13 protein-coding genes are annotated in these 15,680 nt (G+C 73.2%); 10 read left to right on the top strand and 3 right to left on the bottom strand.

Annotation, left to right across the window (positions count from 1 at the left end):
• The first annotated feature begins 39 nt into the window (after window positions 1–39).
• The 3 genes from AC5L3C_RS08410 to AC5L3C_RS08400 all read left to right on the top strand — a co-directional run bounded on the left by AC5L3C_RS08410 (window position 40) and on the right by AC5L3C_RS08400 (window position 2,369).
• Window positions 40–1,341, top strand: a complete 1,302-nt coding sequence (locus AC5L3C_RS08410) for an ATP-binding protein (protein ID WP_493648117.1) — start codon at window positions 40–42, stop codon at window positions 1,339–1,341.
• Window positions 1,322–1,696, top strand: a complete 375-nt coding sequence (locus AC5L3C_RS08405; protein WP_493648116.1) for a nucleotide pyrophosphohydrolase — start codon at window positions 1,322–1,324, stop codon at window positions 1,694–1,696. The genes AC5L3C_RS08410 and AC5L3C_RS08405 overlap by 20 nt, the downstream gene beginning before the upstream one ends.
• A gap of 202 nt (window positions 1,697–1,898) precedes the next feature.
• Window positions 1,899–2,369, top strand: coding sequence for a DUF6099 family protein (locus AC5L3C_RS08400; RefSeq protein ID WP_493648114.1), 471 nt, complete (start codon window positions 1,899–1,901; stop codon window positions 2,367–2,369).
• A gap of 24 nt (window positions 2,370–2,393) precedes the next feature.
• Here AC5L3C_RS08400 and AC5L3C_RS08395 read toward each other — a convergent pair whose 3' ends face one another.
• Complete coding sequence (locus tag AC5L3C_RS08395) at window positions 2,394–2,585, bottom strand: hypothetical protein (protein WP_493648112.1); 192 nt, start codon at window positions 2,583–2,585, stop codon at window positions 2,394–2,396.
• A gap of 254 nt (window positions 2,586–2,839) precedes the next feature.
• Here AC5L3C_RS08395 and AC5L3C_RS08390 point away from each other — a divergent pair, with 254 nt between their 5' ends.
• From AC5L3C_RS08390 to argF, 5 genes are all read left to right on the top strand, one after another.
• On the top strand, window positions 2,840–3,763 hold the full coding sequence (locus AC5L3C_RS08390; protein ID WP_493648110.1) for an LLM class F420-dependent oxidoreductase: 924 nt from the start codon (window positions 2,840–2,842) through the stop codon (window positions 3,761–3,763).
• 167 nt (window positions 3,764–3,930) lie between these two features.
• The gene (locus tag AC5L3C_RS08385) at window positions 3,931–5,394 is read left to right on the top strand and encodes a 3' terminal RNA ribose 2'-O-methyltransferase Hen1 (RefSeq protein WP_493648108.1); all 1,464 of its coding nucleotides are present in this window, start codon (window positions 3,931–3,933) and stop codon (window positions 5,392–5,394) included.
• A complete protein-coding gene (locus tag AC5L3C_RS08380) occupies window positions 5,391–7,949 on the top strand; it encodes a polynucleotide kinase-phosphatase (protein WP_493648105.1) in 2,559 nt (852 codons plus the stop codon). The genes AC5L3C_RS08385 and AC5L3C_RS08380 overlap by 4 nt, the downstream gene beginning before the upstream one ends.
• A 516-nt stretch (window positions 7,950–8,465) precedes the next feature.
• Window positions 8,466–9,689, top strand: coding sequence for an arginine deiminase (locus AC5L3C_RS08375; protein ID WP_493648103.1), 1,224 nt, complete (start codon window positions 8,466–8,468; stop codon window positions 9,687–9,689).
• 72 nt (window positions 9,690–9,761) lie between these two features.
• Window positions 9,762–10,769 carry an ornithine carbamoyltransferase gene (gene argF, locus AC5L3C_RS08370; protein ID WP_493648101.1) on the top strand — a complete coding sequence of 336 codons (1,008 nt, stop codon included), beginning with the start codon at window positions 9,762–9,764 and terminating at the stop codon, window positions 10,767–10,769.
• Between the two features lie 10 nt (window positions 10,770–10,779).
• On the opposite strand, the gene AC5L3C_RS08365 is transcribed toward argF, so the two are convergent.
• Complete coding sequence (locus AC5L3C_RS08365) at window positions 10,780–11,223, bottom strand: ATP-binding protein (RefSeq protein ID WP_493648099.1); 444 nt, start codon at window positions 11,221–11,223, stop codon at window positions 10,780–10,782.
• A 311-nt stretch (window positions 11,224–11,534) separates the two neighbouring features.
• Between AC5L3C_RS08365 and AC5L3C_RS08360 the strand changes: the two genes are divergently transcribed.
• A complete protein-coding gene (locus AC5L3C_RS08360; protein WP_493648097.1) occupies window positions 11,535–12,362 on the top strand; it encodes an enoyl-CoA hydratase family protein in 828 nt (275 codons plus the stop codon).
• Between the two features lie 4 nt (window positions 12,363–12,366).
• Window positions 12,367–14,733, top strand: coding sequence for a bifunctional salicylyl-CoA 5-hydroxylase/oxidoreductase (locus AC5L3C_RS08355; RefSeq protein WP_493648095.1), 2,367 nt, complete (start codon window positions 12,367–12,369; stop codon window positions 14,731–14,733).
• Here AC5L3C_RS08355 and AC5L3C_RS08350 read toward each other — a convergent pair.
• The gene (locus AC5L3C_RS08350) at window positions 14,721–15,605 is read right to left on the bottom strand and encodes a sulfotransferase family protein (protein WP_493648093.1); all 885 of its coding nucleotides are present in this window, start codon (window positions 15,603–15,605) and stop codon (window positions 14,721–14,723) included. The genes AC5L3C_RS08355 and AC5L3C_RS08350 overlap by 13 nt on opposite strands.
• Between the last annotated feature and the right edge of the window lie 75 nt (window positions 15,606–15,680).

Raw genomic sequence — 15,680 nt, 5'->3', positions numbered from 1 at the left:
AACGGTTCGCCGCGCACCGCATCCCCTAGCGTCCCGCACATGACCTCGCCACCCCTGTCCCGCCCGGGCACGCCCCCGCCACCCACGCCGTCGGCCGGGAACGCGCCCGCCGCGAGCGCCGCGCCCGCCGGGAGCACCCCCGCCGCGTCCGCCGCGAGTGCCGCGCCTGCCGGGAGCGCGTCCGCCGCGAGTGCCGCGCCCGCCGCCGGGCCCGGTCTGCCGCGGGTCACCGAACTGCTGCTCTCGGCGTTCGCCGGGCACCGCGGCGTCGCGCTGCCCCTGGGGGCGCTCACGCTGATCACCGGGCCGAGCGGCAGCGGCAAGACCGGTGCGCTGCGGGCGTACGAGGCGCTCGCCCGGCTCGGCGGCGGGGCCCCGCTGGCGGAGGTGTTCCCCGAGCCCGTCGCATGGGTGCCGGAACGCTCCCGCCCCGACGCCCAGCGGCGGCGTGGATTCCGGATCGGCTGCACCGCCGACGGCCCGCAGGGGCCGGTCCGGCTGGAGATCGCCGTCCAGGCCGAACCCGGCCTGCGGATCGTGGGGGAGCGGCTGACGGCCGGCGGCCTGGTCCTGCTGGAGACCGCGTTGCGCGACCCGCGGCAGCGCACCGTCCAGGCCGCCTGGCACACCGCCGGAGCCACCCCGGTGACCCGGGCCCCGCTGCCGGACGACCGGCTCGGCACCGCGCTGCTGCCGCTGCGCGTCGCCGGCAAGACCCCCGGGCAGCGGCAGGTGCTCGCCGCCGCCGAGCAGATGGTCGTCGCGCTGCGCTCGGTCTTCCCCTGCGATCCGCGCCCCGACCGGATGCGCGGGCCGGTGCCGGCCGGGTCCGGGCGGCTGCTCGGCGGCTGTGACAACCTCGCCGACGTCCTGTGGCGCACCCGCGCCGAGTGCGGACGCCGGCACGCGCTCCTCGTCGACGTGGTGCGCGCCGGCTGCGCCGGGCCGGTCGCCGATCTGCTCGCCGAGCCGTACGACGCCGGCCGGCTCGTCCGCGCCCTGCTCGACCGGGGCGACGGCCGCCGCACCGAGCTGCGGCGGCTCGGCGACGGAGAACTGCGCTACACCGCCCTCGCGCTGGTGCTGCTCACCGGCCCCGGCGTGCTGGAGACCGACGTGCCCGGCGAGGTCCCGGCCGCGCTGCGCACCCTCACGGTCGTCACCGACGGTCTGGACCGGTCCCTGGACCCCGGCCAGCGCACACAGCTGCTCCGGCTGGCGGCGCGGATGTGCGAGCGCGGGCACATCCGCCTGGCCGGCGCGGTGAGCGACGCCTCCTGGGCCGCGGCGGTGCCCGGAGCGACGGTGGTACACCTGGACCGTGACCGAACCGTACGATGACGACACCCCGCGCGAGCCCCTCGACCTCGCCGGACTCCAGCGCCGCCTCGCCGAGTTCGCCGCCGCGCGCGACTGGCGGCCGTACCACACCCCGAAGAACCTGGCCGCCGCGCTGAGCGTGGAGGCGTCCGAACTCCTCGAGATCTTCCAGTGGCTGACGCCGGAGGAGTCGGCCCGGGTCATGGAGGACCCCGGCACCGCGCACCGGGTCACCGACGAGGTCGCCGACGTCCTCGCCTATCTCCTCCAGCTGTGCGAAGTCCTCGGTGTCGACCCGCTGCCGGCGCTCGCCGCGAAGATCGACCGGAACGAGCACAGGTTCCCCGCGGGGAGGCCCCGCCGGGAGTCCCCGTGATGGAGCCAATGACTCCGCGATGGAGCTGATGACTCCGATTTCACTCTCCGTATGCGAAAAGTCGACCGATCTCGAATTGTTGTCCACAGATTTCGGTCTTCCTCTGGCTTTTTGTCTCACGGCCCCTCACTCTGGGTAGTGAACAGGGGAGTTCAACGGATGCGGACGCGTGGGTAGCGCGTCGGACAGACGGGGGCAGCGCATGGACGCTGTGCGGCTCATCGTGACGAACAGAAGGGCCCTGGCCGCGAGCCGGGGCATACCGGAACTGCTGACCGAGGTGTGGCAGGCGCAAGCCCTGGCACAGGCGATAGGGAGCCGGCTCGCGGTCGCCGGACCGCCCGAACTGCGGGGCGAGGCCCTGGGGTTGACCGAGCTGGCGGGCCGCGGCTGCGGAGTGCTGGACAGCCGGGACTGCGCACCGGGCGAGCTGCGCGCGGCCCAGCTGACCGAGCTGGGCGAGGCCCGCCAGGCCCTGATGCACCTCGGCGGGCTGCTCGGCGAGGTCGGCATCGCCCTCGTCGGCATCGCCTGCTCCGTCGACGACGAGGCGACGTACTGGCAGTGCATGGAGGCCATCGACGCGGCGGACGAATCCCGCGACCGCGTCCTGGAGATGCTGCGCAGACTGGCGGACCGCGACGAGGTCTTATCCGAGCGGGAGGCCGGCTGACCCACCGGCCCCCGCTCCGCAGGCTCAGCGCCTCTCGCTCTCCTCCGCACCGGCCGTGGCACCGCCGGCCCGCCCCGGCCCCGCCGCCTGCAGATCCGCGTCCAGCGCCAACAGATCCGCGTTCAGCGCCGCCATCAGCTCCTCCATCTGCCGCAACAGCCCCTTCGGCGGACCCGCCGCCACCCCGCCCTGCTGCGGCACGCTCTCTTCGGACATGACGGCCTCCCCGGCCCGTGGTCCTTGGCGGACCGACACCCTGACACCCCGGCGCACACCGGCCGGAGCGGAAGCCGGGCGCTCCGGCTCCGCCCGAGCCAACGATCTTCACCGGGCCCGGTCACACCCCACCACCCGGCCCGCCCCGATTTCACCCGACCGTGGCCGCCCGCCCCGGCAGGACGGCCGTACCACCCCCGGTACGACGGCCCGGCCCGCCGCGCGCAGGTGCGCACGGCATGCAGGATGGAGGCATGGATCTTCGCATCTTCACCGAGCCCCAGCAGGGGGCCACCTACGACACCTTGCTCACCGTCGCCAAGGCCACCGAGGACCTCGGCTTCGACGCCTTCTTCCGCTCCGACCACTACCTCAGCATGGGCTCCTCGGACGGCCTGCCCGGCCCCACCGACGCCTGGATCACCCTGGCCGGCCTCGCCCGCGAGACCCGGCGCATCCGCCTGGGCACCCTGATGACCGCGGGCACCTTCCGCCTCCCCGGCGTGCTCGCCATCCAGGTCGCCCAGGTCGACCAGATGTCCGGCGGCCGGATCGAACTGGGCCTGGGTGCCGGCTGGTTCGAGGAGGAGCACAAGGCGTACGGCATCCCCTTCCCGAGGGAGAAGTTCGCCCGCCTCGAGGAACAGCTGGAGATCGTCACCGGCCTGTGGGCCACCGAACCCGGCCGGACCTTCGACCACCACGGCACCTACTACGACCTCACCGGGTCCCCGGCCCTGCCCAAGCCCGCCCAGGCCAAGGTGCCGGTGCTCATCGGCGGCCACGGCGCGAAGCGCACCCCGCGCCTCGCGGCCCGGTACGCGGACGAGTTCAACATGCCCTTCGCCTCGGTCGAGGACACCGTGCGCCAGTTCACCCGGGTCCGGGACGCCGCCCGGGAGATCGGCCGCGACCCCGACGACCTCGTCTACTCCAACGCCCTCGTCGTCTGCGTCGGCAAGGACGACCAGGAGGTCGCCCGCCGCGCCGCCGCCATCGGCCGCGAGGTCGACGAACTCAGGGCCAACGGCCTCGCGGGCTCCCCGGCCGAGGTCGTCGACAAGATCGGCCGTTACGCCGGGACCGGCTCCCGGCGCATCTACCTCCAGGTCCTCGACCTGTCCGACCTCGACCACCTGGAGCTGATCTCCTCCCAGGTCCAGTCCCAGCTGTCGTAAGGGCACGCGCCCGGCGGGCGGACGCCGCACCCACCGGGGCGGCCCCGCCCGCCGCCGGCCCGGCGAAAATCCCCGAACACCGCGGCCCCATCCCCCGTACGCTGGCCGGACGCGCCGGATCCCCGGCGTGTATCCGCAGCTCAGAAGGTGTTCGAGGTGTAACCACCGTGTTCCTGACGATCAGTACCACCGGCTCCGCGCAGCGCCCGGCGACCGACCTCGGTTTCCTGTTGCACAAGCATCCCGAGAAGGCGCAGGCGTTCTCCACCTCCCACGGCACGGCGCACGTCCTCTACCCCGAGGCCGACGACCAGCGCTGCACGGCGGCGTTGCTGCTGGAGGTGGACGCGGTGGCACTGGTCAGGCGCGGCAAGGGCAAGGGCCGCGGCGGCGCCCCCGACGCCGCGCTCGCGCAGTACGTCAACGACCGGCCGTACGCGGCGTCCTCGCTGCTCGCCGTCGCGCTCAGCGGTGTCTTCTCCAGCGCGATGCGCGGGGTGTGCAACGCCCGGCCGGAACTGCCAGGACAGCCGCGCCCGCTGCGCATCGAGGTGCCCGCCCTCCCGGCGCGCGGCGGCCCGGACCTCGTGCGCCGGCTCTTCGAGCCGCTCGGCTGGACGGTCACCGCCGAACCCGTACCGCTGGACACCGCGTTCCCGGAGTGGGGCGACTCGCGTTACATACGCCTGGTCCTGGACGCGGACACGCTCACCCTCGCCGAGGCCCTGCGCCACCTGTACGTCCTGCTCCCCGTCCTCGACGACGCCAAGCACTACTGGGTCTCCTCCGAGGAGGTCGACAAGCTGCTGCGGGCCGGCGAGGGCTGGCTGCCCGGGCACCCCGAGCAGCAGCTGATCACCGCCCGGTACCTCTCCCGCCGCTGGTCGCTGACCCGGCAGGCCAGGGAGCGGCTGGAGCTGGTCCGGCTGGCCGAGGCGGACGACAGCGAGGTCGAGGACATCGACAACGCCGTCGGGGCGGAGGCCGAGCAGGAGGAGAAGCCGACACCGCTCGCCGTGCAGCGGCGGGAGGCGATCCTCGCCGCGCTGCGCGGGGCCGGGGCCGCGCGGGTGCTCGACCTGGGCTGCGGCCAGGGACAGCTGGTGCAGCAGCTCCTCAAGGACCCGTCCTTCACCGAGATCGTCGGCGTCGACGTGTCGATGCGGGCGCTCACCATCGCCTCCCGGCGGCTGAAGCTGGACCGCATGGGGGAGCGGCAGGCGGCGCGCGTGCGCCTCGTCCAGGGCTCGCTCGCCTACACCGACAAGCGGCTGCGGGGCTATGACGCCGCCGTGCTCAGCGAGGTGATCGAACACCTCGACCTGCCCCGGCTGCCCGCCCTGGAGTACGCGGTGTTCGGCGCGGCCCGCCCCCGGACGGTCGTCGTGACCACCCCCAACGTCGAGTACAACGTGCGCTGGGAGAGCCTCCCGGCCGGCCATGTCCGCCACGGCGACCACCGCTTCGAGTGGACCAGGGCGGAGTTCCGCGCCTGGGCGGAGAAGGTGGCCGGACGGCACGGCTACCACGTCGACTTCCTCCCCGTCGGACCGGACGACCCCGAGGTCGGACCGCCCACGCAGATGGCCGTGTTCGTGACCGAGACCGTGAAGGAGGCGAAGGCCGCATGACCAGCACCACGACCACCGTGACCACGCCGGGCCGCGCGCTGCCCGTCACCGACCTCTCCCTCGTGGTGCTCATCGGCGCCTCCGGCTCGGGCAAGTCCACCTTCGCCCGGCGCCACTTCAAGCCCACCGAGGTCATCTCCTCGGACTTCTGCCGCGGTCTGGTCGCCGACGACGAGAACGACCAGAGCGCCTCCCGTGACGCCTTCGACGTACTGCACTACATCGCCGGCAAGCGCCTGGCCGCCGGCCGCCGCACCGTCGTCGACGCCACCAGCGTCCAGCAGGAGTCCCGGCGGCAGCTGATCGACCTGGCGAAGCGGTACGACGTGCTGCCCATCGCCATCGTGCTCGACGTCCCCGAGCAGGTGTGCGCCGAGCGCAACGCGGCCCGCGCCGACCGCGCCGACATGCCGCGCCGGGTCGTCCAGCGGCACACCCGGGAACTGCGCCGCTCGCTGCGCCACCTGGAGCGCGAGGGCTTCCGCAAGGTGCATGTGCTGCGCGGCGTGGAGGAGGTCGAGCGGGCCACCGTCGTCACGGAGAAGCGGTTCAACGATCTCACCCACCTCACCGGGCCGTTCGACATCATCGGCGACGTGCACGGCTGCTCCGCCGAACTGGAGGCCCTGCTCGGCAAGCTGGGCTACGTCGACGGCGCGCACCCCGAGGGCCGTACCGCCGTCTTCGTCGGCGACCTCGTCGACCGCGGGCCGGACAGCCCCGCCGTGTTGCGCCGCGTGATGGCCATGGTGAAGTCGGGCGACGCGCTGTGCGTGCCCGGCAACCACGAGAACAAGTTCGGCCGGTACCTCAAGGGCCGCAAGGTGCAGCACACGCACGGACTGGCCGAGACCATCGAGCAGATGGACGGCGAGAGCGAGGAGTTCCGTGCGGAGGTACTGCAGTTCATCGAGGGCCTCGTCAGCCACTACGTGCTCGACGGCGGCCGGCTCGTGGTCTGCCACGCGGGTCTGCCGGAGAAGTACCACGGCCGCACCTCCGGCCGGGTGCGCGGTCACGCCCTGTACGGCGACACCACCGGCGAGACCGACGAGTTCGGGCTGCCCGTGCGCTACCCGTGGGCCGAGGACTACCGCGGCCGGGCGGCGGTCGTCTACGGCCACACCCCCGTCCCGGAGGCCACCTGGCTCAACAACACCATCTGCCTGGACACCGGCGCGGTGTTCGGCGGCAAGCTCACCGCGCTGCGCTGGCCGGAGCGCGAACTGGTCGACGTACCGGCCGAGCGGGTCTGGTACGAGCCGGCCCGTCCGCTGCGCACGGAGGCACCCGGCGGTCACGAGGGGCGTCCGCTGGACCTGGCGGACGTGCACGGCCGCCGCGTGGTCGAGACCCGGCACGCGGGGCGGGTGACCGTACGGGAGGAGAACGCCGCGGCGGCCCTGGAGGTGATGAGCCGCTTCGCGATCGACCCGCGGCTGCTGCCGTACCTGCCGCCGACCATGGCACCGACCGCCACCTCGCACCTCGACGGGTACCTGGAGCACCCGGTGGAGGCCTTCGCCCAGTACGAGCGGGACGGTGTCGCGCGGGTGGTGTGCGAGGAGAAGCACATGGGCTCCCGCGCGGTGGCCCTGGTCTGCCGCGACGCGGCCGTGGCCGCCGAGCGCTTCGCCGCCGTCGGGGACACGACCGGCTCGCTGTACACCCGTACCGGCCGGCCCTTCTTCGACGACGCCACCGTCACGGAGGAGATCCTCGGCCGGCTGCGCACGGCGGTCACCGCGGCGGGCCTGTGGGATGAGCTCAAGACGGACTGGCTCCTTCTGGACGCCGAGCTGATGCCGTGGTCCCTGAAGGCGTCCGGGCTGCTGCGCTCGCAGTACGCCGCGGTCGGCGCCGCCTCCGGCGCGGTCTTCCCGGGTGCCCTGGCCGCGCTGGAGGCGGCGGGGGCCCGCGGTGTGGACGTGGGCGGCCTGCTGGACCGCCAGCGCGAGCGCGCGGAGTCGGCGGCGGCGTTCACCGACGCCTACCGCCGTTACTGCTGGACCACCGACGGGCTGGACGGCGTGCGCCTGGCGCCGTTCCAGATCCTCGCCGTCCAGGGCCGCAGCCTCGCCGCCCTGCCGCACGACCGGCAGCTCGGGCTGATCGACCGCATGGTCGAGCACGACACCACCGGCCTGCTGCGGACCACCCGCCGTCTCTTCGTCGACACGGCCGACCCCGAGTCGGTACGGGCCGGCGTCGACTGGTGGCTGGAGATGACCGGCCGCGGCGGCGAGGGCATGGTCGTCAAGCCCGTCGACGCCCTGGTCCGCGACCCCTCGGGCCGCCTGGTCCAGCCCGGCATCAAGTGCCGGGGCCGCGAGTACCTGCGGATCATCTACGGCCCCGAGTACACCCGCCCGGAGAACCTGGCCCGCCTGCGCCACCGCTTCCTGAACCACAAGCGCTCCCTCGCCATCCGCGAGTACGCCCTCGGCCTGGAGTCCCTGGACCGCCTGGCCGACGGCGAGCCCCTGTGGCGCATCCACGAACCGGTGTTCGCGGTCCTCGCCCTGGAATCCGAACCGGTGGACCCCCGCCTGTAGCCGCCCTGTCGGGCGGGCTGTCGAGGGTCCCTTTCAGGCCACCCCGCGCCCGGCGGTGCGGTTCGGCGGGCGCGCGTGGGCGGTGTGTCCGTGCCGGTGGCGCGGGGGCGGGGCGGCCGGTGTGCGGTGCGTCGTCGCCGGGCCTGCCTGGCCGCGGCGGTGGGGTTCGGCGCGTCGCCGCTCCGGCGGGCTTCTGCCGGGCGGGCCTCATCGAGGGTCCACCGGCCGGGACGGGCCGTGCCCGCGGCGGCGCCGCTGTGCTGTGCGGCAGCGCATCGTGCGCCCCGCCCGCCCTCCTGCTAGGGCCGTCTTCCTCCCCGCCCGCCCGAAGGCTCCGACACCGCACCGGTCGTGTCCCGTATCGCGGCGTGCGGCGGCGCGCCGGAGGGCGGGGACCGGGGTCCGGCCGGTGCTGAAGGCCGGGGGCCGGTGCTTTCCGGCGCCGCGTGACCGGGGGCGTGGCGTGGATGTGGGGAAGAGGGGGTGAATTCGCGTTCGGGTGGTCAGGATGAAGGCATGACCTACCACGTCGACTCCGAGGCCGGGCGGCTGCGCCGCGTCATCCTGCACCGGCCCGATCTCGAGCTCAAAAGGCTCACCCCCAGCAACAAGGACGCCCTGCTCTTCGACGACGTGCTCTGGGTGCGCCGGGCGCGCGCCGAGCACGACGGGTTCGCCGACGTCCTGCGCGACCGCGGGGTCACCGTGCACCTCTTCGGCGACCTGCTCGCCGAGACGCTCGCGCTCCCCGCCGCCCGCGCGCTCGTCCTGGACCGGGTCTTCGACGAGAAGGAGTACGGCCCGCTGGCCACGGACCACCTCCGCGCCGCGTTCGAGACGCTCCCGGCGCCCGAACTCGCCGAGGTCCTGGTGGGCGGGATGACCAAGCGGGAGTTCCTGGACACCCACCCGGAGCCGACCTCCGTGCGCTTCCACGTCATGGAGCTCGACGACTTCCTCCTGCGCCCGCTGCCCAACCACCTCTTCACCCGTGACACCTCCGCCTGGATCTACGACGGCGTATCCATCAACGCGATGCGCTGGCCCGCCCGGCAGCGCGAGACCGTGCACTTCGAGGCGATCTACCGGCACCACCCGCTGTTCCGGCAGGAGACCTTCCACCTGTGGTCCGAGGGGCAGGCCGACTACCCCTCCACCATCGAGGGCGGGGACGTGCTGGTCATCGGCAACGGCGCCGTGCTGATCGGGATGAGTGAGCGCACCACACCGCAGGCCGTGGAGATGCTCGCGCACAAGCTGTTCGCGGCCGGTTCGGCCCGTACGATCATCGCGCTCGACATGCCGAAGAGACGTGCCCTGATGCACCTCGACACCGTGATGACGATGATCGACGGCGACACCTTCACCCAGTACGCCGGCCTCGGCATGCTCCGCTCCTACACCATCGAGCCCGGCTCCGACGACAAGGAGCTGAAGGTCACCGACCACCCGCCGGAGCACATGCACCGCGCGATCGCCGCCGCGCTCGGGCTCAGCGAGATCCGCGTGCTCACCGCCACGCAGGACGTGCACAGCGCGGAACGCGAGCAGTGGGACGACGGCTGCAACGTCCTGGCCGTCGAACCGGGCGTGGTCGTCGCCTACGAACGGAACTCCACCACCAACACGCACCTGCGCAAGCAGGGCATCGAGGTGATAGAGATCCCCGGCAGCGAGCTGGGCCGGGGCAGGGGCGGCCCGCGCTGCATGAGCTGTCCCGTGGAGCGAGACGCCGTCTGACAACGTCGTATATAAATACGAGTTCTCGTATACACTTCCAGACGTTCGTGTCCCCCATCCCTGGAGCACCCCATGGCGACTGTCCCGACCGCCCTCGCCGGCCGCCACTTCCTCAAGGAGGCGGACTTCACCGCGGAGGAGTTCCGCGGCCTGCTGGAGCTGGCCGCCGAGCTGAAGGCGGCCAAGCGGGCCGGGGCGGAGCGCCGGTACCTGCAGGGCAGGAACATCGCGCTGATCTTCGAGAAGACCTCGACGCGCACCCGCTGCGCGTTCGAGGTCGCGGCCGCCGACCAGGGCGCCTCGACCACGTACCTCGACCCGTCCGGCTCGCAGATGGGGCACAAGGAGTCCGTGAAGGACACCGCCCGGGTGCTGGGCCGGATGTACGACGGCATCGAGTACCGCGGGGACAGCCAGGCCAAGGTGGAGGAGCTGGCCCGGTACGCGGGCGTCCCCGTCTACAACGGGCTCACCGACGACTGGCACCCCACCCAGATGCTCGCCGACGTGCTCACCATGACCGAGCACACCGCCAAGCCGCTCACGGAGACCGCCTTCGCCTACCTCGGTGACGCCCGCTTCAACATGGGCAACTCCTACCTCGTCACCGCCTCCCTGCTGGGCATGGACGTCCGCATCGTCGCCCCGAAGACCTACTGGCCGGCCCAGGAGGTCGTCGACCGGGCCCGCGAGCTCGCCGCGTCGAGCGGGGCCCGCATCACGCTCACCGAGGACATCGCCGAGGGCGTCGCGGGCGCCGACTTCGTCGCCACGGACGTCTGGGTCTCCATGGGGGAGCCCAAGGAGGTCTGGGCCGAGCGGATCGCCGCCCTCGCGCCGTACGCGGTGACCATGGACGTCCTGCGCGCCACCGGCAACCCGGACGTCGGCTTCCTGCACTGCCTGCCCGCCTTCCACGACCTCGGCACCCAGGTCGGCCGCGAGGTGCACGAGGCGCACGGCCTCGAGTCGCTGGAGGTGACCGACGAGGTGTTCGAGTCCGCGCACTCGCTGGTCTTCGACGAGGCGGAGAACCGTATGCACACGATCAAGGCGGTCCTGGTGGCCACCCTCGCCTGAGGCGGCCCGTTCAGACCGGGCGCCGCTGCCCCGGCAGCCGGAACCACACCGCCTTGCCGGACTCGGTGGGGCGGTGACCGCAGGACGAACTCAGCGAGCGGATCAGCAGCAGCCCGCGCCCGTGCTCCTGCCAGGGGGCGGGCAGGCCGATCACCGGGCGGGTGAGGTCGCCGGGCGGCGCCGGGTCGGTGTCGTGCACCTCGACATGGAACCCGGCCGGCAGCAGCCGCACCACCAGCTCTATCGGGGTGCTCCCCGAGGTGTGCTCCACCGCGTTGGCCACCAGCTCCGCCGTCAGCAGCTCCGCCGTGTCGCTGTCGGCGGAGTGCTTGCGCTCGGCCAGCGCCGTACGGACCAGTGCACGCGCCACGGGCACTGCGGCAGTGGTGTGCGGCAGCGCGACGCGCCAGGAGGTGGAAGCGGCGGAGGGTTCGTGCACAGCGGGTCCGTTCATGGAGCGGGCGCTCCTGTGTTCAGCCGTCATGGTACGGCGCACCCGGTGCCGCCCTTCGCGGGGGCCGGTCCCGGTGTACTGGCCGGGCGCCGGCCGGGGCGTCCGGCCCCGGCAACGGACGGCCTACCCATGCCGGCGCCCCGCCTCGCACGCCTGATCCCACCGTTACCGGTGTGTCGACAAGCCGTGACGGAAGTGACGGCCCCCGAACGGTGTATCGCGTGCTCGTGACGACAGTCACCGATCGGTGATAACTTCGGGAGGACCGAGGTCAGTGAGCAGCGCCGCGCCCGCCCGAGGAGGCCGCCCTCATGAGTCCCTTCACCGGCTCCGCCGCCCGCACCGGCCGCTGGGAGCATCTGCGCGTCGACCTCGACGACGGCGTCGCGACCGTCACCCTCGCCCGCCCCGACAAGCTCAACGCGCTCACCTTCGGCGCCTACGCCGACCTGCGCGACCTGCTCGCCGAGCTGTCCCGGGAGCGCGCGGTGCGGGCCCTGGTGCTGGCCGGCGAGGGACGCGGCTTCTGCTCCGGGGGCGACGTCGACGAGATCATCGGCGCGACCCTCGCCATGGACACCGCCCAGCTGCTCGACTTCAACCGCATGACCGGCCAGGTGGTGCGCGCCGTACGGGAGTGCCCGTTCCCGGTGATCGCCGCGGTGCACGGCGTGGCGGCCGGCGCCGGCGCGGTCCTCGCCCTGGCCGCCGACTTCCGCGTCGCCGACCCCAGCGCCCGCTTCGCCTTCCTCTTCACCCGGGTCGGCCTCTCCGGCGGCGACATGGGCGCCGCGTACCTGCTGCCGCGGGTCGTCGGCCTGGGCCACGCGACGCGGCTGCTGATGCTGGGCGAGCCGGTGCGCGCCCCGGAGGCCGAGCGGATCGGCCTGATCAGCACTCTCACGGACGAGGGCGGCGCCGACGAGGCCGCCCGGAGCCTGGCCCGCCGCCTCGCCGACGGCCCCGCCCTCGCCCACGCCCAGACCAAGGCGCTGCTCACGGCCGAACTGGACATGCCCCTGTCGGCGGCGGTCGAACTCGACGCGTCGACCCAGGCCCTGCTGATGACCGGCGAGGACTACGCCGAGTTCCACGCGGCCTTCACCGAGAAGCGTCCTGCGAAGTGGCAGGGACGGTGACCCGATGACGCACGGCACCGCACACCCCCGGGGGCAGCGCGTCGCGATCATCGGCGGAGGCCCCGGCGGCCTCTACACCGCGGCGCTGCTCAAGCGGCTGGACCCCGGTCGGCAGATCACCCTCTGGGAACGCAACGCCCCGGACGACACCTTCGGCTTCGGCGTCGTCCTCTCCGACGAGACCCTCGGCGGGATCGAGCACGCCGACCCGCAGGTCTACGCGGCCCTGCAACGCGACTTCGTCCGCTGGGACGACATCGACATCGTCCACCGCGGCACCCGCCACACCTCCACGGGGCACGCCTTCGCCGCGCTCGAGCGCCGCCGCCTCCTTCAGATCCTGCACGACCGCTGCCGCGCCCTCGGCGTCGACCTGCGCTTCCGCTCCCCGGCCCCCGACCCGGCCCGCCTGGCCGCCACCCACGACCTCGTCGTGGCCGCCGACGGCGTCAACAGCACCACCCGCGAGGCCTTCGCGGACGTCTTCCGGCCCCGGATCACCGCACACCGCTGCCGCTACATCTGGCTGGCCGCCGACTTCGCCTTCGACGCCTTCCGGTTCGAGATCGCCGAGACCGAGCACGGCGTGATGCAGCTGCACGGCTACCCCTTCGCCCGCCCGTCGCCCGGCCACCACCCCTCAACGAGGCCCTCCGGGCCGCAGAGCCCATGCGCCTCCACCGTGATCGTCGAGATGCGCGAAGAGGTCTGGCACGCCGCCGGATTCGACGAGCTCGACACGGACGAGTCCCTCGCGCGCTGCGCCAAGATCTTCGCCGAGGCGCTCGGCGGACGGCCGCTGCGGGGCAACAACTCGGCGTGGACCACCTTCCGCACGGTCGTCAACGAGCGCTGGTCGCACGGCAACACCGTCCTCCTCGGCGACGCCGCGCACACCGCGCACTTCTCCATCGGCTCCGGCACCAAGCTCGCCGTGGAGGACGCGCTGGCGCTCGCCGCCTGCCTGCGCGAGCAGCCCGCCCTCGACGACGCGCTGAGCGCGTACGAGGCCGAGCGCCGGCCCGTCGTCGCCTCCACCCAGCGCGCCGCCCGGGCCAGCCTGGAATGGTTCGAGAACCTGTCCGTGTACCTCTCCCAGCCGCCCCGCCAGTTCGCCTTCAACCTGCTGACCCGCAGCAGGCGCGTCACCCATGACAACCTGCGGCTGCGCGACGCCCGCTTCACCGGATCGGTGGAGCGCGCCTTCGGCTGCCCGCCCGGCACGCCGCCGATGTTCACGCCGTTCCGGCTGCGCGGTCTGACCCTGCGCAACCGGGTCGTCGTCTCTCCCATGGACATGTACTCGGCGGCCGACGGCGTGCCCGGTGACTTCCACCTCGTCCACCTGGGCGCCCGCGCCCTCGGCGGCGCCGGACTGGTGATGACCGAGATGGTGTGCGTCAGCCCGCAGGGCCGCATCACCCCCGGCTGCGCGGGCCTGTACACCGGCCGGCAGGCCGAGGCGTGGCGGCGGATCACCGACTTCGTGCACGCCCAGGCGCCCGGCACCGCGATCGGCGTGCAGCTCGGCCACAGCGGGCGCAAGGGCTCGACCAAGCTGATGTGGGAGGGCATGGACGAGCCGCTCGACGACGGCAACTGGCCGCTCGTCGCCGCGTCCCCGCTGCCGTACAAGCCGGGCAGCCAGGTGCCCCGGGAGCTGAGCCGGGCCCAGCTCACCGACCTCAGGGAGCAGTTCACGGCCGCCGCCCTGCGGGCCGCGCGGGCCGGTTTCGACCTGCTGGAACTGCACTGCGCCCACGGCTATCTGCTCTCCGGTTTCCTCTCCCCGCTGACCAACCGCCGCACCGACGCCTACGGGGGCTCACCGGAGAAGCGGCTGCGCTTCCCGCTGGAGGTCTTCGACGCCGTGCGCGCGGTGTGGCCCGGGGACCGGCCGATGACCGTCCGCATCTCCGCCACCGACTGGGCCGAGGGCGGCATGACCGCCGAGGACGCGGTCGAGGTCGCCCGCGCCTTCGCCGCGCACGGCGCCGACGCGATCGACGTGTCGACGGGGCAGGTGGTGGCCGACGAGCGGCCGGAGTACGGCCGCTCGTACCAGACCCCGTTCGCCGACCGGGTGCGCAACGAGGCCGGCGTCCCGGTGATCGCGGTCGGGGCGATCTCCTCGTGGGACGACGTCAACTCCCTGCTCCTCGCCGGGCGTACGGACCTGTGCGCGCTGGCCCGGCCGCACCTCTACGACCCGCACTGGACCCTGCACGCGGCGGCCGAGCAGGGCTACGAGGGGCCGGGCGTCGTCTGGCCGCCGCAGTACCGCGCGGGCAGCCGCCGCCCGCAGACCGGGCGCACCGACGCGCCCAAGCCCCGCCTCACCCTGGGCGACCGACCCGCTCAGGCCGGATAGCCCCAGGCCTCGCAGGTCGGGCGCAGCCGTTCGCAGATCTCCTCCCGCCGGGGCAGCGGACGGCCCGGCTGCACCGTGCCGGTCCGGATGTTGTCGCGCCAGTCGCCGAGCCCCCGGACGAGTTCGCCGCCGCTCTTCGTGCCGTACTCGAGCATGGCCGGCTCGTAGTCGATGCCGAGGAACGCGCACAGCCGGCGCATCTCCCGCTCGGGGTCGGCGGTGATGTCCTCGTAGCGCACGGTGCAGCCGTCCTCCCAGGCGGCGCGCGCCTTCTCGACGGCGTCCAGGTAGCGCAGCACGTCGGTCACGGCCTTGTCGTACGGGCGCTTGACGGGGTCGCTCTCGTGCCACGAACGGGCGACGGACTCCGGGTGGCGCAGCAGGAAGACGAACCGGGCGTCGGGCCAGCAGTCCCGGATCCGCCGGTGCATGTAGACGTTGGCCGGCGTCTTCTCGACGACGAACTCCTTGCCCGATGTGACCAGTTCGCGGTGCATGATGCGGTCCCACAGCAGGTGTTCCAGGTCGCCGCGGCCCAGGCCGAGGGCCTTCATGGCGCGTTCGGAGAACCAGTTGGCGCAGGTGACGTCGATCGCGCCCAGGTGCAGTTCGTGCGGGGCGTGCAGCCGGGAGTGGGCGCCGAGCATCATGCGCAGCAGCGTGGAGCCGGAGCGGATGGAGGAGATGATGAAGACCGGTTGCCGCAGCAACCGTTCGGTCGCCAGCTCCCCGGCCGACGGGCGGTGGTACGGGCCCGCCGGGCGCTCGGCGGGGTTCACGGCCGGCCGGGGGGAGGCCGTACGGGGAGCCCGCCGCACCTGGAGGCCGGTGGTGACGGTCAGGGCCCGGTTCACATTGCGCAGGAGACTCATGCGGACCGACCGTAGATGAGAATGATGAGAAGAGGGAAGGGAGACTTTAAAGGTTCCCTGAATCATGGGAAGTGT

This window comes from Streptomyces speibonae (genome assembly GCF_984686075.1).
Note: the sequence above shows the minus strand (reverse complement) of the source record. Positions and strands in the feature narration are given on the sequence as shown.